The 24,492-nt window shown below is 59.6% G+C and carries 22 protein-coding genes; 12 read left to right on the top strand and 10 right to left on the bottom strand.

Annotated features, from left to right (window positions below; all coding sequences use genetic code 11):
- Positions 1–26: 26 nt before the first annotated feature.
- The 8 genes from eda to KIO74_RS21230 all read right to left on the bottom strand — a co-directional run bounded on the left by eda (position 27) and on the right by KIO74_RS21230 (position 8,329).
- Complete coding sequence (eda, locus tag KIO74_RS21265; RefSeq protein ID WP_213336298.1) at positions 27–686, bottom strand: bifunctional 4-hydroxy-2-oxoglutarate aldolase/2-dehydro-3-deoxy-phosphogluconate aldolase; 660 nt, start codon at positions 684–686, stop codon at positions 27–29.
- A complete protein-coding gene (locus KIO74_RS21260) occupies positions 683–1,597 on the bottom strand; it encodes a PfkB family carbohydrate kinase (RefSeq protein WP_213336295.1) in 915 nt (304 codons plus the stop codon). Before KIO74_RS21260 ends, eda begins: the two co-directional genes overlap by 4 nt.
- A gap of 15 nt (positions 1,598–1,612) precedes the next feature.
- Entirely contained in the window at positions 1,613–2,806 is a 1,194-nt protein-coding gene (gene uxuA, locus KIO74_RS21255) for a mannonate dehydratase (RefSeq protein WP_213336292.1), read from the bottom strand.
- Between the two features lie 25 nt (positions 2,807–2,831).
- Positions 2,832–4,199 (bottom strand): FAD-dependent oxidoreductase, encoded by a 1,368-nt coding sequence (locus KIO74_RS21250; protein WP_213336289.1) that lies wholly within the window; start codon positions 4,197–4,199, stop codon positions 2,832–2,834.
- Between the two features lie 218 nt (positions 4,200–4,417).
- Positions 4,418–5,260 (bottom strand): carbohydrate ABC transporter permease, encoded by an 843-nt coding sequence (locus KIO74_RS21245; protein ID WP_213336285.1) that lies wholly within the window; start codon positions 5,258–5,260, stop codon positions 4,418–4,420.
- The gene (locus KIO74_RS21240; RefSeq protein ID WP_213336282.1) at positions 5,247–6,203 is read right to left on the bottom strand and encodes a carbohydrate ABC transporter permease; all 957 of its coding nucleotides are present in this window, start codon (positions 6,201–6,203) and stop codon (positions 5,247–5,249) included. The genes KIO74_RS21245 and KIO74_RS21240 overlap by 14 nt, the downstream gene beginning before the upstream one ends.
- A 62-nt stretch (positions 6,204–6,265) precedes the next feature.
- Entirely contained in the window at positions 6,266–7,582 is a 1,317-nt protein-coding gene (locus tag KIO74_RS21235) for an ABC transporter substrate-binding protein (RefSeq protein WP_213336278.1), read from the bottom strand.
- A 36-nt stretch (positions 7,583–7,618) separates the two neighbouring features.
- Positions 7,619–8,329: a FadR/GntR family transcriptional regulator gene (locus tag KIO74_RS21230; RefSeq protein ID WP_213336275.1), complete on the bottom strand. Its 711-nt coding sequence runs from the start codon at positions 8,327–8,329 to the stop codon at positions 7,619–7,621.
- A 280-nt stretch (positions 8,330–8,609) separates the two neighbouring features.
- On the opposite strand from KIO74_RS21230, the gene KIO74_RS21225 reads away from it, so the two are divergent.
- The 8 genes from KIO74_RS21225 (at position 8,610) to KIO74_RS21190 (ending at position 18,814) form a co-directional block, all read left to right on the top strand.
- Positions 8,610–10,274, top strand: a complete 1,665-nt coding sequence (locus KIO74_RS21225; protein ID WP_213336272.1) for a hydantoinase B/oxoprolinase family protein — start codon at positions 8,610–8,612, stop codon at positions 10,272–10,274.
- Positions 10,275–10,306: 32 nt separating this feature from the next.
- Complete coding sequence (locus KIO74_RS21220; RefSeq protein WP_213336269.1) at positions 10,307–12,421, top strand: hydantoinase/oxoprolinase family protein; 2,115 nt, start codon at positions 10,307–10,309, stop codon at positions 12,419–12,421.
- Positions 12,422–12,480: 59 nt separating this feature from the next.
- On the top strand, positions 12,481–14,019 hold the full coding sequence (locus KIO74_RS21215) for an ABC transporter substrate-binding protein (RefSeq protein ID WP_213336267.1): 1,539 nt from the start codon (positions 12,481–12,483) through the stop codon (positions 14,017–14,019).
- A 74-nt stretch (positions 14,020–14,093) separates the two neighbouring features.
- Entirely contained in the window at positions 14,094–15,011 is a 918-nt protein-coding gene (locus KIO74_RS21210; RefSeq protein ID WP_213336264.1) for an ABC transporter permease, read from the top strand.
- Positions 15,008–15,913, top strand: a complete 906-nt coding sequence (locus KIO74_RS21205; protein WP_213336261.1) for an ABC transporter permease — start codon at positions 15,008–15,010, stop codon at positions 15,911–15,913. The genes KIO74_RS21210 and KIO74_RS21205 overlap by 4 nt, the downstream gene beginning before the upstream one ends.
- Before the next feature lie 209 nt (positions 15,914–16,122).
- On the top strand, positions 16,123–17,103 hold the full coding sequence (locus tag KIO74_RS21200; RefSeq protein ID WP_213336258.1) for a succinylglutamate desuccinylase/aspartoacylase family protein: 981 nt from the start codon (positions 16,123–16,125) through the stop codon (positions 17,101–17,103).
- A 53-nt stretch (positions 17,104–17,156) separates the two neighbouring features.
- Entirely contained in the window at positions 17,157–18,137 is a 981-nt protein-coding gene (locus KIO74_RS21195) for a succinylglutamate desuccinylase/aspartoacylase family protein (protein ID WP_213336255.1), read from the top strand.
- A gap of 92 nt (positions 18,138–18,229) precedes the next feature.
- The gene (locus KIO74_RS21190) at positions 18,230–18,814 is read left to right on the top strand and encodes a helix-turn-helix domain-containing protein (RefSeq protein WP_213336252.1); all 585 of its coding nucleotides are present in this window, start codon (positions 18,230–18,232) and stop codon (positions 18,812–18,814) included.
- Positions 18,815–18,946: 132 nt separating this feature from the next.
- Here KIO74_RS21190 and KIO74_RS21185 read toward each other — a convergent pair whose 3' ends face one another.
- A complete protein-coding gene (locus KIO74_RS21185; protein ID WP_213336249.1) occupies positions 18,947–19,615 on the bottom strand; it encodes a GDSL-type esterase/lipase family protein in 669 nt (222 codons plus the stop codon).
- 27 nt (positions 19,616–19,642) lie between these two features.
- Positions 19,643–20,437 (bottom strand): IclR family transcriptional regulator, encoded by a 795-nt coding sequence (locus KIO74_RS21180; RefSeq protein WP_213336246.1) that lies wholly within the window; start codon positions 20,435–20,437, stop codon positions 19,643–19,645.
- A gap of 160 nt (positions 20,438–20,597) precedes the next feature.
- On the opposite strand from KIO74_RS21180, the gene KIO74_RS21175 reads away from it, so the two are divergent.
- From KIO74_RS21175 to KIO74_RS21160, 4 genes are read left to right on the top strand one after another with little or no spacing between them, the layout of a single operon-like run.
- Complete coding sequence (locus tag KIO74_RS21175) at positions 20,598–21,629, top strand: extracellular solute-binding protein (RefSeq protein ID WP_213336243.1); 1,032 nt, start codon at positions 20,598–20,600, stop codon at positions 21,627–21,629.
- 30 nt (positions 21,630–21,659) lie between these two features.
- Positions 21,660–22,499, top strand: coding sequence for an ABC transporter permease (locus KIO74_RS21170; protein WP_213336239.1), 840 nt, complete (start codon positions 21,660–21,662; stop codon positions 22,497–22,499).
- Positions 22,496–23,320, top strand: coding sequence for an ABC transporter permease (locus KIO74_RS21165; protein ID WP_213336236.1), 825 nt, complete (start codon positions 22,496–22,498; stop codon positions 23,318–23,320). The genes KIO74_RS21170 and KIO74_RS21165 overlap by 4 nt, the downstream gene beginning before the upstream one ends.
- Positions 23,313–24,401 (top strand): ABC transporter ATP-binding protein, encoded by a 1,089-nt coding sequence (locus tag KIO74_RS21160; protein WP_213336233.1) that lies wholly within the window; start codon positions 23,313–23,315, stop codon positions 24,399–24,401. Before KIO74_RS21165 ends, KIO74_RS21160 begins: the two co-directional genes overlap by 8 nt.
- The last annotated feature ends 91 nt before the right edge of the window (positions 24,402–24,492 follow it).

The raw sequence follows: 24,492 nt of genomic DNA, 5'->3' as shown, positions 1-24,492 counted from the left end.
TCGGCGCCCACGCAAAACGGTCCCGCTCAAGGCGCCGGCGCGACGATGTCCGGCCCGGCCCCCAGCAGCGACCTCGCCCGGCGGAGCGCGTTGGCGACCTCCGCCGGGCGTTCGCTGCCGGGGAGGCGGCGGCCGTGCGTCCAGCTGCCACCGACAGCCAGGACATTGGGCAACGCGCCGTATTTCGCCAACGAAGGCTCACCTATTCCGCCAGTCGGTATGAAGTAAATACTTGGGAAAACATTGGCATAGTCTTTCAGAATAGCGGCGGCATCGTTGGGCTCAGCCGGATAGAACTTGAGCACCTGAAAACCATGCTCCGCCGCGAGCATTACTTCGCTTGGCGTCTGCGCACCGGGTATCAGCGGAAGAGACGTCGTGGCCGCGAATGCCGCGAGGGATGGCGTGAGCCCGGGGCTGATCATGAAGTCGGCGCCCGCCTCAGCCGCCCGCCGGCCCAGCTCCGTATCCATGATGGTGCCCGCCGCAAGCAGGATATGCCGGTGCCTTGTTCGGCAATGATGCAATACATCTGCTGCCCGGGGATGCCGAAACAAGATCTCGATCGCCGCCGCGCCGGCTTCCACGAGATCGTCGACGAGAGCGATCGCCTCGGCCTCCCCTCCCACGGAAACGATGGGCATCACCCGTGCCTCGGCAAGGCGCGCTGCCAAAAAGCGGTTCATCGCGACCTCTCCGCAAGAAAACGTACCACCTCGTGGCGCGCCGGAGCGCCGGCCCGCCCGCCGTAGCGCGTGCATTTGATCGCCGCCGCGGCGCTTGCGAAGCGCAGCGCGTTTTCAAGCGGCATGGCTTCCGCCATCGCCACGGCGAAAGCGCCGTGGAAGATGTCACCAGCCGCGTTGGTGTCGACCGCATCGACGGCGAATGCGGGCATCGAATTCACGGTCTTGTCCGAGAGACACCAGCTAAGCCCGCTCGAGCCGCCTGTCACAATGACGGTCGCGTCGGTCAGCGCCGCCAGGGCCGCGACAGCTTCCTGGGTCGAGGTTGCTGACGACAGGATCGATGCGCCGTCCAGCGAGGCCACGACGTGCGAGGCCCGTGGGAGAAGCATGGCGAGCGCCTCGCGCGGACCGACGTCCAGATCAAGGATGGCCGGATGTCCGCGCAGGCGCGCCGCGTCCAGTGCCAAAGCCGCCGCGGCGGGCCAGCGAACATCAGCGAGCACGCCGCGGAAATCGGAAAAAGCGAACGGGGAGGTGACCGGCGCGGTCAGGAGATCCGGTGCATAGTACGGGACGACGATACGCTCGCCCCGATCATCCAATGTAATCGACGCCAAAGCTGATGCGGTACCCGCAACGCGGCGTATGTGGGTGGTGCTGATCCCCTCCCGCGCCACCTCGGCGACAAGAAAATCGCCGACTGGATCTGTCCCGGTCGACGCCCATAAGGCACATGCATGACCGAGCCTGACGATCGCCGTCGCGGCGCTCGTCGCCATGCCGGCTGCCACAAGACCGCCGCTGTGGGCAAGATACTTCCCAGGCATTGTGGGAAGCCGGCCGACGTGAACCATCAGGTCACATGTCAGCGCACCGACGCACAGCAGCGGAGGCGCATCGATCGTCATTGCTTCGCCGCCTCCTCAAACCCGCAGGCCTTGCTCGACCGCGAGATCGAAGCCGCTGATGACCCCGCGCAGTTCCGCGAGCCCCTTCAAGCGTCCGATCGCCGAGTAGCCGGGGCGCGTATCCGCTTTCGCGACATCGTCCAGCATGAGGTGGCCGTGGTCAGGTCGAAACGGAATCTGATCGTCACGGCGCCCTTCGATCTTGCGCCGCAGCTCTTCGCGCCGCAAGGCAAAGACAACCGCCGCCATGTCGCTGCTACCGCCCAGATGTTCCGCCTCGTGGAAAACGGTATCCGACTCGCGCATCACGTTCCGCAGATGCGCGAAGTGGATGTCGGGACCGAGTTCCCGAACCATCGCGGGCAGATCGTTCTCACTTCGCACGCCCAGTGATCCGACGCAGAATGTCACGCCATTGGATGGTGATCTCACTCCGGATACGATGCGCCGCAGTTGAGCGATCGAACCCGCGATCCGGGGCAAGCCAAAAAGGTTGATCGGCGGATCGTCCGGGTGGATACAAAGCCGAACTCCATGTTCCTCAGCAACCGGCACGACCTCGCGCAGGAATTCGAGCAAGGTCTCGCGGTAGTCGTCCTCATTGATATCTTCATAACGCGCGAAAGTCGCGGCGAACTCTTGGCTGGAATAAGCAACCGTGCCGCCCGGCAAGGGGGCGAAGACCGTCGCCTCGAGCGCGGCGCGGCGCTCGGGGGACATGGCCCTGAAGCGCCGCTCGGCTTCCGCCAACATCGGCGCGTCGTAGGCCGCGGCAGCGTTCTTGCGCCGGAGGAGGAACAGATCACATGCAGCGAAATCCGCCAGGTCGAACCGCAGCGCCAGGCCGCTAGGCAGTGGATAGCGTAAATCGGTCCGCGCCCAGTCGATGACAGGAATAAAATTGTAGCAGACAACCCCGATGCCGGCAGCACCGACCGACGCAATACTGGTCTTGTAGTTATCGATGTGCCGACGGCGATCCGGTCCGCGAACCTTGATCTCGTTGCTGACTGGAATACTTTCGACAACGTCCCATCTGAATCCAGCTGCACCAATGGTTTCAGCGTGACGTTGAACCTCGTCCTCGGACCAAGCTTCACCATCGGGAATATGGTGCAGCGACGAGACGATACCAGCGGCCCCCGCCTGCCGTGCATCGGCAAGCGTGACCGGATCGGATGGGCCAAACCATCGCCAAGTTGCTTTCATGGGTGTATTCCTTCTCCGCACCGCTTCAGCGAACCGCGGAGACCGGCACGTCTTCCATGGCGTCGCCAACTGAAAGCACCTGCTCGGCGCGGTCGAGGATGATCGCGCCATTGCCAAGAAGGCGTCTCTGCAGGTCGCTGACCCTGAGCCCACGCGTCGTGGTGTGGCCCGCGCACGCCATGGCGGCGGCCGTACCGGCAGCTTCGCCCATGGCCATCGCCGTAACCGTGACGCGGCTGGAAGCCAGCGCGGAACTGTCAGCTGAATGGCAACGCCCGGCAACGATCATGTTGTCGATGCCCCGCGGCAGAAGTGTCCCGTAGCTGATATCGTAGGGACGTACGACCTCATGCATGTGGTAGCCGGAAGCCCCCTTGGGATGGCGGTCCCGATACCAGCACCCCAAGGCTATCACGTCTTCCTGGCTGCGTTGCTGATCGATGTCCTCGGCGGTCAATGTGCTGTCCCCGACGATACGCCGTGTCTCGCGTACGCCGGCGAACGGCCCGGTGCTGGAAAGGTAGGCGTCCCGAAAGGCCGGCACATGGCGTTTGAAGAGATCGAACATCAACGCCGCGTCGATGCGGCCTTGAACTTCCGCCCGGGTCAAGTCGACGGGATCGATACCGCTGCCAGCCGCGCGGCACGCGTTGAAATAGACTTCGGTATCCGCCTCAAGCCGGCCGATCCAGGGACCGCCATAGAGCAGAAGATCGCCCTTTCGGTGCGCCTCCTTCAGCACCGCGCTGCATTGATCGCGTGTATCGCGATCAATATGTACGTTGCCGATACGGAAATGCAGGCTCATAGGCTGCATTTCCTCGCTGATGTCAAAGTCGGCACCCGCATAGGCCGCAGCGTCCGCATCTCCGGAGGCATCCACGACCATCTTCGGCGTGATGACACTCAGACCAGCCTTGTTGGCGATGACGACGCCCTCGACACGGCTTCCCTTACGGATGACATCGACAACTTTGGTGTAATACAGAACTCTCGCGCCGCTTTCCTTGAACAGCCGGTCTGCCTGGCGCTTGAAGCCCTCGATATTGAAACGGATCTTGCTCCTGTCTGGCGTCTCGCTCATCTCGCGCAGTTCGTTACTCGGGCTGAAGGCCCGGTTCATGACATTCCCTCCACCGCCCGTCGCCATTCCCGCGAAATCGGAGACGATGCCGCCAACAACCGGCAGGCCACTGCGTAGATCCACGAACCCGTCAAACGACGCGCCGATCACGCCCGTAACGTATCCGCCCGAAAAGCCGAATCGCTCCACAAGCAGAACAGATGCGCCTTCACGAGCCGCCGCGATCGCCGCGACAGTACCCGCACAGCCGGCACCGCAAACAAGGACATCTGGACTGGCCGATACCTCTAGATTTCTGGAATACTGCATGATCCGGTCTCCACGGGCGTTACTGCTTTATCCTTGATAGGGGAACGACGCCGACGGCAGGCTCGGAGCGCCACGCAAAGCAACGCTCACGTAGCCGATCGTCGAGAAACGATGGCTTTACAAAGTCGCGACGGAACACCTCCATGGCGACACAAACAACTTCAAGTGCTGCGGCGGCCCCGCGCTCATCAAGGATTTGAAGCAAGCCGAAGCAGCGGCTAGCCCTTCATCCCGGACATGGTGATGCCACGCACAAAGAAGCGCTGCGCCAACGCGAAGATGATGATGACGGGCAGGATCATAGTGACCGTGCCGGCCATCACAAGATGCCACTGGCTGGCGACATCATCGCCGGTGATCAGGCTGTAAAGTCCCAGCGGCAATGTATATTTGGAGGTGTCGTTGATATAGAGCAATGGCGAAAGGAAATCGCCCCAGCTCTGCTCAAACGCCAGGATCGCCACCACGGCGAGTGCCGGTTTCGACAAAGGCAGGACGACCATCCACCAGATCTGCAATTCGTTGGCCCCGTCGATGCGCGCGGATTCAAGCGGCGCCTTTGGAATGCCGAGAAAGAACTGGTGGAGGAGAAAGATGAAGAACGCGTGGGTTCCCAGGTAAGATGGAATGATCAGCGGTAGATAAGTATTGATCCACCCCATCTCCTTGAAAATGAGGAAGAGCGGGATCATCCTCACCGCAAAGGGGAACATCATCGTCGACAGCATGATAAGAAACAAAATCCGACGGCCCGGAAACCTCAGCTGCGCGAATCCGTAGGCGATGAACGCGCTGGACAATACGTCACCGATAACGGACAGAACAGATACGATCAGACTGTTCATCACGTAGCGGGCGAACGGGAATGCCTCGACTAGAACCGTCCAGTAATTCTCCCAAGCTATCGGACTAGGAAGAATGCGTGTTGGATCATAGAGCTGAGCTTGCGTTTTAAGGGAAGTGGCCACGAGCAGGACGACAGGCATGAGCCAGACCGCGCTCAGCCCGAACAGGGCGATGTAACGTCGCCGCTCCGACCACCATTGCTCAGACGCGGTCATAGTTCACCCACTTGTCGGAGGTTTTCATGATCAGGATGGTGAGCGACAGGATGATTGCGACGAGCACCAACGCCATTGTCGAGGCATAGCCCATCTCAAGATATTCGATACCGCGCCGGTAGAGATACATGATGTAGACCATGGTCTCGTTTGCCGGGCCTCCGCGCGTGAGAATGAAGACGGCCGCGAAGGCTTGAAACGAATTGATGATACCGATGATGAGATTGAAGTAAATTGTCGGCGTCAGCATCGACAGGGTCACGAACCGTGTCTTTTGAAAAGCGCTTGCGCCATCGAGTTCCGCGGCCTCGTAGAGTTCCCTCGGTATTTCCTGCAGTCCCGCGAGGAAGATCATCATCGTGTGGCCAATCTGCCAGACACTGAGGCTGATGATCGCCAGCAAGGCAAAATTCTCGTCGCGTAGCCAGTTTGGGGCGATAACACCGAAAGTGTCGCGCAAAGTCGGATTGATAAAGCCGTATTGGGGATTGAGAAGCCATAGCCAAAGAATGGAGGCGGCGACCAGAGGCACGATGGCAGGCAGATAAAGCGCAAGGCGAAAAATACTGATGCCACGTGCTTGCGTGTTGATCAACATGGCCAGGACCAAGCCTACCGCGATGCAGAGCGGAACCCGTATCGCTGAATATTCGACCGTCACCGCAAGCGTCTTCCAGTATTCCTTATCCTCGAAGAACATGCGCGAGAAATTATCGAGACCAGCCCAGCGCGGTGCGGAGACGACATCATAGTGCGTCAGACTGAGATACATCGTCGCGAGGATCGGCCCTAGGGAGAAAAGCAGGAAGCCGATGATCCACGGGGCGATGAAAAAGTAGCCCCAAAGCGCCTCTCGTGTCGTATTGCTAAGCCCCGGCGAGCGCCCTTCTGCGCGATGGCGCGGAGCGTGCGTTACCTTCCGAAGAAGAGAAATCTCGGCCATTGCTGCGGCTCCAGTCTAGGACGGTAGGGCGCACTACGGCGCCCATCCGCGATCGCTTCGCATTAGTTGGTGCGGGCGAGGATAGCCTTTACGTCAGTGGCTGCTGCCTTTAGAGCGGCCTCGGGCGTTTCTTTGCCCAGAAGAACGGCTTCCTGCATTTGCTGAAGCCTGACGTGGATCTGTTGGAAGGAGCTGGGCGCCTGGCGGGATTGCACGAGGTCGCCATTAGCCTTGAATGCCGCGACGAATTGGGGTGGGACGTCAACCTTACAGTTACGCAGCGGCGTATCCACGCGCTGCTGCATTGTAAAAAACTGACACGCGCCCTCCCCGGCTGCAATGAATTTCAACAGTTTCCATGCCCCCTCGGGATGCTTGGCTTTCGCGGGAATGGCATAACCGGGCGTGCCATAGGCCAGATAGCGCTGCGTTGCATCCTTGTTGTCGCCGTTGATGGGCGCGACAAAAACGCCCACCTTGTCCAGCATCTGCGGCGCGTCCTTCGCCATGATATTATACAGGAACGGTCCATCCATAATCATGGCCATCTTGCCCATGTAGAAGCTGGGCCGTTGGTCCTTGAACGTGGAACCGAATTGACGCACCGCGTTCTGCCAGCTGCCTGCCGTGCGATTAGAGAAACCCTGCATCCACTTCAAGGTGTCCAGCCCCTCGGGGGAGCCAAAGGCGACATCCTTGGCGTCAGCCGTCAACACTTCCCCGCCGTTACGCGATAGCCATTCAATAAACGCATTCTCGGATCCGCTTCCGGTGGCGCAGTTCAAGCAGATATTCAGGCCGAGCTGCGAGATGACAGCCCCATCACGGACGGTGGTCTTTATCGCGGCGTCTTCCAATTCCTTCCAGGTCTTGGGCGGATTATCGGGATCAAGGCCTGCTTTCTTGAACAAGTCCTTATTGTACCAGATCATCAGCGACGTCGGCACCTTGAAGGGGAACTGAATGAGTTTGTCGCCATAGCGGGACCCCTCGATGCCACCGGAAAAGAAGATCTCATCAAGTTTTAATCCGTCACGCGCGACGAGGTCATCCAACGGCCTGAAAGCACCGAGACCGGCCCATTTCGGAAAATCATTCGCTTGGGTCATGTAGAGGTCCGGCACATCGCCGGAGGCCACAGCAGTCAGCATGCGCTGCGCCGTTGTGTCACTACTTAAAGTGACATTTTCGACGGTGTAGCCCGGATTCTGCTTCTCGAACTGGTCGAGCACCGAGCGGAGTTGCGGCGCCCTGCTTCCGTCCCAATTGTTCCAGAAAACGATCTTCTCCGCGGCATAGGCCTGCGTCATGGTGACCGCGAGTCCCATCGCCGCCGCTGCCGCTGAAAGCACACCAAATTTCTTCCTGCTCTTTGGCATTCTCTCCTCCCATTTTTATTTGGATATTGGCACGCCTTAGGTCGAATTACTTTCATTCTTGAGGCGCCTGGCCCACGAATTTGCCAAATGTCTGCGCATCGCTGTCCGGGCGGCATCCGGATCTGACGCGCGAATGGCTGCAAGAATAGCCCCGTGCTCCGCCAGAACGAGTTCCAGGCGCGCCACTTTGTTTTTTTCCTTGGTCACGTTGGATGTGAGCTCGATCCAGGCCGGCATCGCCACTTCCAGCATTTCCTGAAGCAGCGGCAGATCAGCCGCCTGCGTCACCGCCCGATGAAAGTTCACATCGCATGACAAAGTGCCGAGCCAATCGGTCCCCTCAACTTTGTGCCGCATCTCATCCAGTATCGCCTCAAGCGCCTCAATGTCGGCCTGGGTGCGATTATTTGCGGCCCGCGCCGCAGACTCCCCCTCCAGAATGCCGCGGACATCAAACAATTCATCAATGCGATGGGCATTCATGGAAGCCCATACATTGAACGGCTGCGCAAGCGGATTTTCAGCGACAAACGTTCCGCGGCCTTGCTCGATCCGTATGGCACCGGTTGCCTGCAGGGATTGCATCGCTTCGCGTACAATCGTTCGGCTCACCCCGAACATTTCCGAGAGAACGGGCTCCGGCGGCAGTTTTGTTCCGGGCTCAACCTGCCTGCTGCGAATAAAGCCTATCAATTGTTCGATGACAAAAGCGCGCCGACCGCTGTCGTTGACCTTGGTGACCTGCACGAGACCCCTCGCAAAATACGAATTCATAATACGTATGACGACCCATCATGCAGCAGTCAAGGGGATGCGGGGCTAATTTGTAGGCACTGACGTCGTGACTGCTCCCCATGGCCCTTCCCCACCCGTCAACAGCTTGCGCACGCGCTCGTCTACGCGGGTAGCCCAGTGTCCTTGCACGGGGAGACTGGCCTACAAATTGCTTTCAGCAAAAATACGGGACTCGCACTTGAAAAAATTTCATTAAAATGAAACTCTGCCCGCAGACACGGGGAACACGATCATGAATGACCAAGCCGGTGCGCAACCCGCGCCATCGGGGCATGCTATCGATCTACAAATCCAATGGGATCGGTTGACGTCGATGATGGATGAGGTCGACGCGATCCTTTTACGGACCGCGTTTTCAACCATTGTCTCGGAATCGCGGGACTATGCGATAGTCCTTCTCGATCGGCACGCCCGCTCAATTGCCCAGTCACAGATTTGCGTGCCCGCCTTCACCTGTTCGCTGCCTTCGGCAACGCGCTCCATGCTGAAGACTTTTCCAGCAGAGACACTGGTCGACGGCGATATCTTGATCACCAACGACCCCTGGCTGTGCCACGGGCATCTGCCCGACCTCTATATCGTCATGCCCGTCTTCAAGGAGGGCAAGTCTATCGTTGGTTATATTGCGACCGCCGCCCATATTTCGGACATCGGAGGGCGCCTTGACGAGCTGAATGCGCGGGATCTCTACGAGGAAGGTCTTCGCATTCCGCCGAGCAAGCTTTACGAGGCCGGGAAACCCAATCAGCAGCTCATCCGTATCATGGAAGCGAACGTTCGCTTCCCGCGGCTGGTGCTGGGTGACGTCGGCGCGATTGTGGGCGCAGCGAAGATCGGAGCGGAGCGCTACCTCTCACTTGTGAGCGAATACGGCGAAAGCGCCATGGATGCCGTCGCCGACTTCATCCTGGAACGGTCCGCGACAGCGATGCGTGCCGCTATCGCCGAGATTCCCGATGGAGATTATGAGGGCTCCGCCATATGCGACGGAGTTACCTCACCAACCAACATTAAATTGAAACTGTTAGTGCGCGGTGAGACGATGCATCTGGACTACACCGGCACGAGCCCGCAGAAATCGGACGCGGCCGTGAATGTCGTGATGAATGTCACACATGCGCATTCCCTCCTTGCCCTGAAGTGCAGTCTCTGTCCCGATCTGCCCAACAACGAAGGCCTTTTCGGCCCGATCAGCACCTACGCGCCGGAGGGGTCGATCCTCAACGCACAGTTTCCCGCGGCGGTACGCGCGCGTTCACGGACTAGTTTCCATACGCATACAGCCATATACGATGCGCTTGCAAAGGTCGCGCCCCGCATCGTTCAGGCGACCAGCGGCTCGTTCTGGTCCCTTCGATTCCTCTGCAACGATGATGAGGGACACCCCTTCATTGTTCATGTTCTGCCTAACGGCGGTGAAGGCGCCTCGATCGGTATTGATGGTCATTCGACGACCGCATTTCCGGGCTGTTCAATGATTACGCCCGCCGAGATCATCGAAGCCAATGGGCCTGTCCTCGTTTGCGAGCGCAGCTTGCGACAGGATTCGGGTGGTGCAGGCGAGTATCGCGGCGGCCTTGGACAGACGATACGCGTGACGCCGCGCGGCAGCGCACCAGTACGCATCACAATTCGCCCTGATCGCACCAAATATCCGGCTCCAGGATTGCTGATGGGACATGATGGCGGCATCGGCGAATTGCTTGTCGACGACGTCTCCATTGAGCCAAACCCCTTCTCCCTTAAGCCAGGAGAGATATTCACCCTCAATCTGCCCGGCGGGGGCGGCATCGGAAACCCCTTAGAGCGCAGCTCCGACCGGGTTGAGCGCGATCTGGAGCTTGGACTTATCAGCATGGATGCCGCGACGAGCATTTATGGACGGCGGCGGCCATAAACCTTCGCCAGGAACGATCCGGGGTTAATTGTATGTCAAATCTATATCGTCTTGGTTTCGACATCGGCGGAACATTTACGGATTTTGTTCTGACCAATACCACCACCGGCGCCATGGAGCTGGAGAAATGCCTCACGACGCCTGATGATCCCTCTCGTGGTGTCGCCAAGGGCCTTCGGTCTCTCTTCGAACGCTTTGATATCACCGGATCGGCGATCGATATTTCCATTCACGCGACCACGCTGATAACGAATGCACTCATCGAGCGTCGCGGCCTCAAGACCGTCTTAGTCACGACGCGCGGGTTTCGCGATATCGTCGAGATGGGCAGCGAAGTGCGTTATGATCTCTATGATCTCTTCATGGAGAAGCCCGAACCTCTGATCAGCCGTGACTTGCGTTTCGAGGTGACCGAACGGGTCGACAGTGACGGCACTGTTCTGGCGGCGATTGACGAGACGGAGGTGATAAGGCTGGCGCAGCAGCTGCGCGACCTCCATGTCCAATCCATCGCGATCTCCTTCATGCACGCCTATCGTAACCCTGACAACGAACGGCGCGTGGCGGATATTCTCGCCCGTGAACTACCTCATGCGGCGATCAGCCTTTCGTCATCGGTCGCACCAGAAATTCGCGAGTATGAGCGAACCAGCACGACTGTGGCGAACGCCTACGCCAAGCCGATTACAGCAACGTATCTCGACAAGGTATCGGCTACACTCGACAGCTCGGAGTATGGCAGGCGCCTTTACATGATGCTGTCATCGGGCGGCATCACCGACGCCGATGTCGCCAAGGAATTTCCGATCCGCATGCTGGAATCCGGCCCAGCCGCTGGTGTATTGGCCGCGATATTCTACGCACGGCAGATGCAGATCCCCAGTCTCGTTACGTTCGACATGGGTGGCACGACCGCTAAGGTCGGCTTGATCAAGAATTACGAGGCTGAGAAATCGGGACTGTTTGAATTCGGGCGGGTGGCGCGCTTCAAGAAGGGCAGCGGCCTGCCCGTCAAAGTTCCCATCATCGAGCTCATCGAAATTGGCGCAGGCGGCGGAAGCATCGCAAGCATCGACAAGCTCGGTCTGATAAAAGTCGGGCCGCGCAGTGCGGGTGCTCACCCCGGACCGGCGTGCTACGGCCTTGGTGGCAGCTCACCGACTGTCACGGACAGCAATGTCGTCCTTGGGTACCTCAACCCGGACTACTTCCTGGGCGGATCGATGCAGCTGGACAAAGCGGCCGCCACAGAGGCACTTGAGAAAAACGTTGGATCGCCTTTGGGAATTTCCGCGGAGAAGGCCGCGACTGGCATCTATGAGATCGTCAACCAGAGCATGGTGTCGGCGATGAAGGTGCATATCGCCGAGCGAGGCGACGATCCGCGCAAGTTCTACCTGTTCGCATTCGGAGGTGCTGGACCGGCGCACGCCTATGAGCTCGCCAGAGCCGCGCAAATGAAGGGCGTGATCGTTCCCAGTGGCGCGGGCGCAGCGTCCGCGATGGGGCTTGTCACGTCTGCCGTCTCCTTCGATTTCGCCCGCTCCCTAATTCTCCGCATGAACCGCGATACCTGGCCCCAGATCGAGGCATTGCTGCGGGAGATGGAAGCGAACGGCAGAGAGATCATCGCGGGCGTCGATGCCGCCGCCGTCGGCGAGGCTGTCACTGTCACCTACCAGCTTGACCTGCGCCACAAGGGCCAGGGGCACGAGATGACCTTGACCGTGCCGACCGACTTGGTGCGCGCTGGCAACGTGGACGCGATCCGTGCCTTGTTCTTCGATACCCATGAGGCCCGATTTGGCCATGCGCATCGCCACCTCCCTGTCCAGTTGATCACATGCCGTCTGACGGTCAGCGCGCCGCCCCCACCAGTCACGCTCGTTCGTCATGAGAAGACGGGAGATGATCCGAAGATCGCACTGAAAGGAAGGCGGACTGTCTACTTCCCTGAGCTGCGGCAATTTACGGAAGCCGATGTCTACGATCGCTATAAGCTCGGACCGGATATGACTTTCGCGGGTCCTGCAGTCATCGAAGAACGCGAGTGTACGATTGTCGTCGGGCCATCCGGGGTCGTCCGAATCGACGAATTCGGGAGTGTATTTATCGACATTCAGAAGGAAAGAGCCGCCCGGGCCTAAAATCTGTCGACTGGGCTCATTCCATTATCGTTCGAGTCAAATATAAAAAGGGGAAAACAGTGCTCAATCGCATCACATGTAACGCGCGGAAACTGCTCCACGCCACCGCGCTGATAGGCGTCGCATCGCTCGGCCTCATGCTGCCATCCAGCGATCAAGCCAAGGCTGGCACGCTGACGGTTGCCCAGAGCTACGATCCTCAGTCGCTATGGCCGAATTTCTCGACGTCGCAGGAACAGATGAACGTCGGAAACGCGGTGGTGGAATCGCTTTTATGGCTTGATCCCGCGACCGACAAGGCAGAGCCGATACTGGCCACAGGGTTTGAATTCATCGATGATACGACGATCAAGCTTTCATTGAGAAAGGATGTCGTCTTTTCAAACGGCGAGCCCATGAATGCCGATGCCGTGATCGAAAGCATCAGGATATTCAGAGACAAGGCGATCACACCCGCCTACGCGCGCGACGCGGCCAAGATCGGCTCGGCCGAAAAGATCGACGACCATACCATCCTTATCAAGCTGTCCCAGAAATATCCCGCGGTTCCCCTGCTCCTCAGCCAGATTTACATCGTCCCGCCCAAGTATTGGGCCGAGGCTGGTCCGGATGGGTTCGGCCGCAAGCCTATCGGCACGGGACCGTACAAACTTACGGAATGGGTGCGCGACGATCGCGTGGTGATGGACCGCAATCCGACCTTCTGGGGCAAGCCTCCGGTGGGTATCGACAAGATCGTCTGGAAGCCCGTCCCTGATGACACCGCGCGCGCGGCCGGCGTGATGACGGGTGCCTACGACATTGCGGCCAACCTGCCGGCGACCGCCCTGCCGCAGCTGGAAGGACGGCCGGGAGTTTCGGCGATCTCGGTGCCCAGCTATCGCATCTTCAAGATCGATTTTTCGACCCTCGACATTCATCCCGGCGCCCAGCACGATCTGCGGGTGCGGCAGGCCATGAACTATGCAATCGACAAGAAAGCCATCCGCGATGTGCTGTTCTCAGGTCTGGCCTCACCGTTGCATGGCCAAATCCTGAGATCCAACCAGCTCGGTTTCAACCCCGACATCGAAGATTATCCCTTCGATCCCGCGAAGGCGAAAGCTCTCCTCGCCGAGGTCGGTGGAAAGGTTGAAATCACCTTCAAGTTTCCCTCCGGCCGCTACGCTCAAGACAAGGAAGTTTCCGAAGCGGTTGCCGGAATGCTCAGCGATGTCGGTGTCAAGGTGAACATGGTCCAGCTCGAGGCTGGCGAGTTCCTGACCCAGTTGAACAATCGCGAGCTCTTTCAGATGGCTTTGCGTGGATCAGCACCCCAGGACGATCCGGACGCCATGCTGTCGGCTTATCTGTCGGATTGGCGTTACTCCCACATCCAGGATCCGGAACTGGACGTCCTGATCAAGGCGGGCTCCGGCGAGCTCGATACCGCCAAGCGCGCGGACATCTACAAGAAGGCCATGAAGCTCATCTACGACAAGGCCTATATGATCTTCCTGTATCAGGCCAACGATCTCTATGGCGCGACCGCGAGAGTCAAGAATTTCACGCCGCGCGGCGACCAGCGTTTCGCGCTCTACAACGTCACTCTCGAATAGGCCGGCTCGAAGGCGGCGCATCTCGGATGCGCCTTGCCATCCAGCTACCCGATATCACCTGCAGGATAGCACTTATGGTGAATTATATACTCCGCAGGATACTGTTGACGGTGCCAACGCTGATCGCAGTGCTTATCATCTGCTTTGGACTCACGAGGATAAGTGGCGACCCCGCTGATCTGATGCTGCCGATCGATGTCTCGGACGATGCCCGCGCCGCGTTTCGGCAGACGCATGGATTGGACAAGCCAATTGCCGAACAGTTTCTGACATTCACCGTGAATGCCCTGCAAGGCGATATGGGGCGCTCTCTCCGATTTGGAGAGCCTTCGTTACAGCTCGTGTCCGAAAGGCTGGCTGCAACGTCCGAGCTCGCGCTCGCCGCGCTCGGTCTATCAATCGCCATGGGCATCCCATTGGGAGTGATTGCCGCCCAACGCTACGGGAGTTGGCCAGACCGGCTAATCCGCAACGGAATCGCCGTAAGTCAGGCGGTGCCGTCCTTCTATGTCGGCATTCTCTTGATGATGGTCTTCGCGGTCGGCTTTGGGATGCTCCCGATCGGTGGACGGCAAGGGCCAGCCAATCTTGTCCTTCCCGCCCTCACCCTGGCTAGTGGCCTCGTGCCGCTGATAGCCCGCGTGACCCGATCATGCATGCTGGACGAGCTCGGCCGCGACTATATCCGCACTGCGCGCGCCAAGGGCGTGAAGGAAACACTCATCGTCTGGAAACATTCGTTGCGCAACGCCTGCATCCCCCTCGTCACGGTTATCGGACTGCAGGTCGGCGCGCTGATGAGCGGTGTCGTCGTGACAGAGACCGTCTTCGCCTGGCCGGGGATCGGGCGTCTCGCGATTCAGGCCATCTATGCGAGAGATTTTCCGGTTGTCCAGGCCGTCGTGCTGTTCTTCTCCGTCGTCTTCATCCTCGTCAATCTCTTTGTCGACATTCTCTATGCGGTTATGGACCCCCGGGTAGGTTATAAATGACGATGACGTCCCCATCCTATGTTACTTACAATCCTCTGCGTATCCTGTTGCGCTCGGATGGGACATTCTCTCGCCGAAAGGCGGAGACCGCCTTCCTGTTGCTGTGTTTCATCATTCTTCTGGCGCTCGCGGCTTTCCCACAATTTTTCGCACCCCAGGATCCCTACAAGCAGTCGATCATCAACCGGCTGAAACCCCCGGCCTTTATGGCGGGTGGACGGGATGGCTTCTGGCTCGGCACGGATCAGCTGGGTCGTGATATACTGTCCAGGTTGATATATGGCGTCCGCGTTACCATTATCGCAAGCAGCCTGGCCGTTGCGATCGCCGCCGTTGTTGGAACGACGGTTGGTTTGCTCGGAGCCTATTTCCGCGGCTGGGTCGACGCGCTTGTGGTGCGCGTCATAGACATCCAATTGTCATTCCCTGTTGTTCTCCTGGTAATCGCGATTGTCGCGGTGGTCGGGCCATCGCTGACCAACCTGGTCATCGTCATGGGTCTCTCGGCATGGCCACAATTCGCCCGGATCACGCGCGGCGCGGTGATCGCTGTCCGCGATCTCGAGTATATAGAAGCCGCCCGCGCCATCGGGGTCGGCGACATGCGCATCATGTTTTTTCATGTGCTGCGCAATGTCATGTCCTCGATCATTGTCTACGCCACATTCGAGATGGGGCGGATGATGCTGGTTGAAGCAACGCTCAGCTTTCTCGGGCTCGGGGTGCAACCACCAATCCCGACGTGGGGAGGCATGATCAGCGATGGGTCGAAGTATCTGGCCCTGTCGTGGTCGGTCTCGTTCTATCCCGGCTTGGCGATCGTGCTGGCTGTCATTCTGTTCAATGCATTGGGAGATCGACTGCGAGATCACCTTGATCCGCATATGCGCAGCCAAGATTAGTTGGCATGCCGGCGCCCCGATCAAAACGCTTTGTCCTCTCAACAATGAGATTTCGCGTCAGCCGCGCGTCAACGCGCGCGTCTGAGATCTAATCGAACAAAGAATGGTGCGCTTCGCGACCGCGATGAAGGCGACGCGGGCGGAAAATATTCAACGACACCGTGGAGTACTGTGCGCAAGCCGCGCATATCATAAGGAGATGTCCAAAGATGATTGAAATCGGCACGGCTCGCGCCAAGCCCGGCATGGTCGCGCGCGGCTTCCTGCGCGTGGGACGCATGGCGGATGCCTCCGAGATCAACCTGCCCGTCTCCATCGCGTCGGGCCACAAGCCTGGTCCGACCGTCTGGCTCGAGGCCTGCATTCACGGCGACGAATACGGCGGTGCCGCGGCGATCATGAATTTCATGCGGGATCTCGATGCCGCGGAAATTTCCGGAACCATCATCGCGGTCCCTGTCGCCAATCCACCTTCGTATAATCACCGCTCGCGATTTTCTTATATAGACGGGCAGAACTTGAACCGCGTTTTCCCGGGAAGCACGGGCGGATCCTACAGCTTCCAACTCGCGGCCGTCCTCAGAGAACATCTGCAAAAGCACGCCGATTATATACTTGACTTGCACAGTGGTGGCATCGGGGCGGAGGTGCCTTTCTATGCGATCTACAAGGATAACGGCTCGGCGGCGGTGGAACGCTCGCGAGAGCTCGCCAAGTTGGTCGGATGCGACGTTATTTGGCGAGCTGAGGGGGGTGAAGGGCTCGGTAGCACGGTGACTTCGGAAGCTTTGAGGCTAGGCGTGCCAGCTGTGACAATTGAATGCGGCGGCGGCACCGTCACGCCGGAGCATCTGCGCGATTTCCGCAAAGCGATCGAAAGTTTTCTGCGGGCGGTAGGAGTACTTTCCGGGGAGCCCGAAAGACAGAATGGCTACAGGATCGTTTCGAATGGATCGTTCCTGCACAACCGCGAAGGCGGCATGTTCATCCCCGCCTGCAAGGTGGGAGATTTCGTCGCCAAGGGGCAGGTGATGGGCCGGATCGTCGATCTATTTGGGAATACGCTCGAAGAGATTGTATCTCCGCATGACGACGCCTTTGTCGCGGCCCTGCGCTGCAACTGTTTCCCCACGCACGCGGGTGAGATCGTCGGCGAGGCCGTCCCCCTTCAGTCGATCGAGATGGGCTGAGGCCTGAAGTCTCATCCGGCTGTGCCGGACAACCGAGAAGCCGAGGAGGCTCAATGTATAGGCTCGGCACAATTGAATGCGCGGCTGGCAAGGCAGAAACCGGCGAGCTCACGATTGCCTACGGGATGGACGGAAGGCCGGTCACCATCCCCGTTGCTGTCGTCTGTGGAAGTCGGCCCGGGCCGACGCTCCTTGTCGCGGGAGGGTTGCATGGTATCGAGATCGTCACGATCGAGATCCTGCGCGTTCTCCTGCAAGAAAAGCTCGACCCCACGGCGCTGGCTGGCACGGTCGTCCTCGCGCCACTGCTCAACCCTTGGGCCTTCCATGCCTCGCATCGGCTCACACCGCACGATGCGCAGGACATGAACCGCGTCTTCCCGGGAACGAGGGGATCCACCCTGACGGGCCATGCCGCGCACATCATCACCCATGAACTGCTGGATCGTGCCGACTACCTCATCGACTGTCACTCCTGCAATCCGCCCTCCCTGCATTTCACGATCGTCAGCGAGGACGGAGATCCCGATATCACCCAGCGCTCGATCGATATGGCGGAAGCCTTCGGGTACCCCATCATTTATGCGAGCAGCAACCATGCGGGAACGGCGAGGGGTTACTTCGTGTCCTGCGGAAAGCCCGCCATCACGCCTGAGTTCGTCTTCTCCCGACGCATAGATCCGGTGTCGCTCGCGACCGGCGTTGTCGGCATTCAGAACGTGATGAAATCGCTCGCCATGCTGGAAGGTGCGGCAGAGGCCGTTTCCGTTGCGGGACATTTCGATGAGCGGTTGAGCTATAAGGTCCTTTCCGCAAAGCGGGGAGGACTATGCCGCCTGCTGAGGACATGCGGAGATCGGGTCAAGGCAGGTGAAGCCCTGGCATCTTTACATGGCATCTGGGGCGACGAAACAGAGACCATCACCGCGCCCGTGGATGGCATTCTCCTCGCTTACCCCATCCAGGGGAACCAAGCTGCGGCGAGTGGCGACAAGGTCGCCTATTTGGCCTATGACAGGCGCAGACAATCGTAAATTCGCCGCTCGCCGGCTTTGAGACCAAGTATGAAGGACGTCTCGTGGGTTTAACGAAGCCTAGCAGGCAACCGCGCCCCAAGGTTACGCAGATGGAGGACACGCCGATGGAGATCGGGACGACGGTCGGCGGTCGCATCCGCCGAACACGCGTCGCCCTCGGCATTTCGCTGAAACAGCTTTCTGATTCCGCCGGGGTTTCGATTGGCACTCTCAGTCAGATCGAACGCGGCATCGCGAACCCGTCCTTCAAGACGATGCAGAAAATTCAATCGGCTCTGGGGGTCACACAGCAGACACTATTTCCCACGGTGCCCGCACGCGCGGAGGATCCAGAGTTCATCCGCAGAAAGGATCGGCGTCCCTTCTGCGACCTCGGTGTTCTCACCAAGGAGCTCATCTCGACAGGGACCTCGCGCTCCCTGGACATGATGATACTTCACATCCCACCGGGCGGCTCCACGGGCGAAACACCGCTTGTATCACTCACCGAAAAATCAGGTTTGGTATTGGTGGGAGAAGTTGTTCTGCAGTACGGCGATGAAACGTGCCTGCTGAGCGAAGGGGACAGTTTCCAGTTCGAGGGAACAACGCCCCATTCTATCCGCAATACGAGTTCAGCTGACGCGCGGGTTCTCTGGCTCGTGAGTAACATCACTTTTGACAGACATCTATGAAAGCCCTGGCGTGCCGGAGGCCTCACGCCTGACTGAGGTCGTTGCGCGTCCTTCCAGCCGCGGCGAAGCTTGGGACTGTGGGCCATTACAATCACCGCTGATCAAGTCGCACAAACCGTCGCGACAGGGGCGCTAGGCCTTGTCAAACCAGGCACGCCAATGCGGCCATTGCGCGATCATATCAGCCACGTAGGCGTAGCCCTCTCCGGCGGGATTGCTGCCATCACCCGCCTGGGTGAGCGCCATCCAGCGTGGATCTTCCATCAGCGGCGTATGGAGATCCAAGAACGGTACACCGATTTCAGCGGCCACCTCGGCATATCTGGCGTTGTATTCAGCCTGCCGCGCGTTTGAGAAGCGATACTGCGGGCCGCTCAGGAGTTGCGGATAGGGCAGCGTGTCGTTCATCGGAATGAGGCCGATCCACAATGTCGGGAGCCATTGCGAGGCTTCGCGGAGGATGGCGCGCGCATTGTCCACCGATTCCTCCAGCGGCACTTCAATCCCTCTGCCTATTTCCTCCTTGGCGTCGTTGCCGCCAAACATGAAGACAAGCCGGCCGTTCGCGGCGGCTGGAATCCTGGCCTCGCATTCACGGCGCCAGCGTTCGGCGATCATGCGGGTGGAGTTTCCGCGAATGCCGAGATTGTAGAGCGAGATGTCGTGGTTTCTCGCCCACTCGCCCGCAACGAGGCGGCCGGTCCAACCGAGCGCGGTTTCATCACCGGCACCGACCGTGAAGGCATCGCCGATGAAGCAGATACGGCTGAAACTGTTCCGGCTTGGGGGAAATGCCTTCATCATGCGTTCTCTGTTGAGGTAGCGCGATCAACGGGCGCCGCGCGTCGCACCAGGGTTACGCGGGCCACTGAGCTGCAGCGGCATGCTGGACAGCTCCGTGATGTCCCGTGCAGCACCTATGATTTCCGCAGCCATTGCAGATCTTAGCGCATCGTCGGCCGCGTGGTCGGGAAATGACACGGACATGCTGATATCCGGCTGGCTAGCATTGCGTGCCTTGATGACCGCGCCGATCGACGTGATCCCCGGCGCCGTCGCGCAGGCCACCTCGATCCATCCCGCCTCCCGGCAGCGCCTCACGTCCACCAATGTATCCGCGAGTGGTATCGCCTCTCCTGTCACCGGATGGACGACGGACGGTCCCAGACGCTCGGCGACAACAGCGTCCTCGCAGTTCGAGAGCAAGGCGAGCCCCAGCGCCGTCTGCTCCGCGGGGAGGCGCGAGCCGACATCGAGGACAAGGCGAAGCGGATGGCTGCCTTGCCATTGACGAAGGACGACAACATCCGCGCCATCCAGGATACCAGCATAGGCCGTGAAACCGAATGTCTCGACCAGGCGCGACAGCGAGCGGTCGACAAGATCGAGCACGCTATGCGTCGAGACATAAAGCCCGCCAAGTTGGAGTAACAGCGGGCCTACACTATATTCCCTGCCGCCATCCTGCCGCTCCAGAATCCCGCCTTCGCTCAACGTTTTCAGGAGCCGGGAAACAGTGCTTTTAGGGATATCCAGCTCGGCAGCCGCATCCGATACCCGAAGGGTCGGCTTCTGGACGGACAGAGATTGCAGAATCCGGATGGCGCTTTCCAGACTGCTCATTATTGCATCAACCCTGTGATTGTTTCATCTGCAGCAACTGGTTGACAGATTTGGTACAAGATGAGCAGTCTAGCGTCAAGTTGAGCCTGCCTCTGTACCGATCCCTCGCGTTGCGACGCCGGTGCACGGTCTGGTATCGCGAGACAAGGGAGCATGGGGAATGGTCGGATTTGCAAGGCTTGCGGCAATCGCCCTGGGCTTGGGAGCAGTGGGACTGAGTATGCTGGCGCCAGCGCCGGTGAAGGCGCAGGAGCCTCTCGTGGTGGTTGCCTCGGGCGGTGTCTGGCTGGAGTCGGCGAAGAAGAATTTCGCGGCTTGTTACAAGGAAAAAACCGGGCAGTCGCCGGAGATCCTGGTGCTCAATTCGAGCGATGTCATGAGCAAGATCAGGGCGAATCCGAAGAATCCCCCGATCCATGTGGCGCTGCTCAGCGAGATCGATGCCATTCGGGCCGGCCGCGAAGGGCTGCTTGACAAGCTTGACCCCGCCAAAGCGCCAAATCTCAAGGATGTCCCGCAGATTTTCCGTGAACAATGGGACGACTTCGCCACTATTCAGAACTTCGGGGCGATGATCGTCCTGTACAACAAGGACAAGATCCCCACGCCGCCCGCCGACTGGAAGACTCTGATTGACGATGTCATCGCCGGCAAGTTCGGCGATCGGGTGTCTTTCCCGGCGGTCACGATGGCTTGGGGACCGATGTTCACCTGGTTCCTCAGCACCCTTTACGGCGGCGACGAGAATGTCGTCTTTGAGAAGTACAAGGCGATGGCGCCGCATGTGGCTAAGTTCTGGACATCGCCGGTCGACGCCATGAACATGTTCGCGGCGAAGGAGATAGACCTGCTCGTTTACTGGGATGGGCGCGCCTATTCGTTTGCCAATGAGAACAAATGGGCCGGCGCCTATATTCCGGAACCTGGCGCGTTCCAGTCCGCCGCCATGTTGGCGAAAGTCAAGAACGCGCCTGAGTCAGCCTGGACGTATATCGACTGTGTGCTCTCGCCCAAGGCACAGCTGGGTCATGCCGAAACCATCATCTATCCTGTCGTCAATTCAAAGGTCGTCTATCCCGACGCCCTGAAGGCCCAGCTAACACCACTCGAGAAAGTGCGCCAGCCAGAGTTCAAATCGTTCATCGACAAGATCCCGGCGTGGATTGATCGCTGGAACAAGGAAATCCGCTGACATGGCAACCGCTGGCGGTAGCATGCTGTGATGACCGAAGCGGCTCGCGCGAGGCCGGGTGTTGCACCCGGCCTCCTTCTATCCCTGCCGGCTGTCGTTTTTCTTCTTGCGTTCTTTGTCGGGCCGCTCGCGCTCAACACCGGACGCAGTCTTGAGACGCCGGACGGCCTTGGGATCTACCAATATGCGCGCGCGCTCGGCGACACCTATTATCTCGGTGTTCTCGGGGTCACGATCGCGCTGAGCATAGCGGTCACCTTGGCCACGCTCGTGCTGGGCTATCCCCTGGCTCTCGCCATCGCGCGGTCGTCGGGGCGCACGAAAAGCCTCTTGATCTTCATGATCGTTACACCGCTTCTCATCAATGTCGTGGTCCGCACTTTTGGGTGGATGATCATCCTGGGGCGCAGTGGCGTCATCAATGCGATCCTCAAGGCGCTCAACCTCGATACGGTCAATATCGGCAGCGGCTGGTTCGCGATCTGGCTGGCGCTGGTCCACGTCCTCCTCCCGTTCATGGTACTGTCCATCGCCAGCACGCTCGAAGGCATTGACGGCGCGCTGGAGGAAGCCGCGACGACCCTTGGCGCCTCCCCTTTCAGAAGTTTTATGCATGTTGTCCTACCTCTCAGCGCCCAGGGCGTCATGACAGGTATGCTGCTGGTCTTCGCGTTGAGCATGGGCAGTTTCGTGACCGTGATGCTCATGGGCAGCAATGCAACGATGGTTCTCCCGCTGCTCATCTATCAGCAACTCAACCTTGCGTCGGACTGGCCGTTTGCGGCCGCCCTCGGCAATATCCTGCTCATCACCGCTATCATCGTGATCGCAGCGCAGTTGCGTCTCGCCGGGTCGAGGGCTGGCCGATGAGGCAGGTCGAGAAACTCGGCAAAGGCTTGAGGATCTATGTCGTCCTCGCCGCCCTGTTCATCATGGCGCCGCAGGCGATCGTCTTCGTCGTCGCCTTTTCATCCGCAAGCTTCGTATCCTTCCCGCCCCCCGGCTTCTCGCTACGGTGGTTTGAGCAGGTTCTGGCCGACCCCGCCTTCATGCGGCCCATGTGGAACAGCGTCGTGCTCGGGTTGATGGCGACCGTGTTTGCCGCGATTGTCGCGGTACCCGCCGCCATCGCCCTCGTCCGGCATCCCTTTCGCTTCTCGACGGCGATCCAGACCTTTCTCCTGTCGCCGCTCAGCATGCCGGCGCTCATCCTGGCGATAGCCTTGCTGTTCTACCTCAGCGCCATCGGCCTCGGAAACACCTTCACGGGCCTCGTGATCGGCCATGTCGTGATCACCATCCCCTATCTCCTGCGCACGATCGTGGCCGTCTATGCGAGCACAGACCCTCGGATCGAGGAGGCCTCCTACACCCTCGGCGCGCCGCCGCTCGCGACCTTCTGGCATGTGACATTGCCGATGCTCCGACCCGCGCTGTTCGCGGGAGGAATGTTTGCCTTCCTGATTTCCTTTGACGAAGTCGCGATTTCGCTGCTGCTGTCCAACGCGCGGTCGATGACACTTCCGGTCGCGATACTCGGCTATCTCGTCAACAACTACGATCCCGCCGTCGCGGCGATTTCCGTGGTCAAGATGATCATTGTCATCATCGGGCTTATCGCGCTCGAATACACCTATGGACTGCGCAACCTCACCCTGCCGAGCAACCAGGAACAGCGCCGCAATGGCTGAACCCGCCCCCCGCCCGACGCGTGGGCGCATCGCGATCCGGGATGTCGCCAAATCCTACGATGGCGCCCCCGCGCTGCGTGACATCAATCTCGACGCGGCGCCCGGCGAATTCATCGCCCTGCTCGGTCCCTCAGGTTGCGGCAAGACGACCCTGTTGCGGTGTATCGCGGGCCTTATCAACGCGGATCGCGGTGACATCCGCGTTGACGATCGCTCACTCGTGGAAACGGCGCCCTGGAAGCGGGACATCAGCGTGGTCTTCCAAAGCTACGCGCTCTTTCCCCACATGAGCGTCGCGCAAAATGTCGCCTTCGGCCTCAAGATGCGGCGCCTCGACAAAGCTGTGGTTGCCAGGCGCGTTGCCCACGCCCTGGATCTCGTCCAGATGACGACCTTCGCCGAAAGGCGGCCGGCGCAACTCTCAGGTGGCCAGCAGCAACGTGTGGCGCTGGCACGCGCCATCGTCGTGGAACCGACGATCCTGCTGCTCGATGAACCTCTCGCGGCGCTGGACGCCAAGCTCAGGGCGTCCGTCCAGATCGAGATACGCAGTCTACAGAAAAGACTTGGCGTCACGACGATTCTCGTCACGCATGATCAGGCGGAGGCGATGACGATGTCGGATCGCATTGCCGTGATGAATGCCGGGCGGATCGAACAGATCGGCAGGCCGCTCGACCTCTACAACCAGCCGGCGACACCATTCGTGGCCGATTTCGTTGGCGAGACCAACAGGCTCCATGGTGAGACCAGGCCGACCTCCGCCGGATCGATGTTTCATCTCGTCGAGGCAACACGTGATTTTCCTCTGTCCCAGTCGCATCTGTCCCCTGGCCCCGCCACGCTCATGGTACGACCGGAGAACATCCGCCTCGGGCGCGACGCGGCAGGGCTGCCGGGCACCGTGGAACATACCGCGCTCATCGGCGATCGGTTTCAGATCACCCTGTCCGCCCTCGGGCTCACCCTGCGCGCGACGGTGCTGAACAACACCGCTGCAGGCGGCATCCCCGCGCCCGGTGATCGGGTCTCGGTGGCGTGGCGCGCGGAAGATGCGCTGGCCTTCCCCGGCCATGTCTGATCACATGACGTTATATCCAGCGGGATCATCTGTTGGACGCCTGAGCTTAGCAAAGTACCCGGTGTCTACACGGGGCAGTTCCGCCAAGCCA

This window comes from Chelatococcus sp. HY11, from assembly GCF_018398335.1.
Classification (GTDB): Bacteria; Pseudomonadota; Alphaproteobacteria; order Rhizobiales; family Beijerinckiaceae; genus Chelatococcus.
Note: the sequence above shows the minus strand (reverse complement) of the source record. Positions and strands in the feature narration are given on the sequence as shown.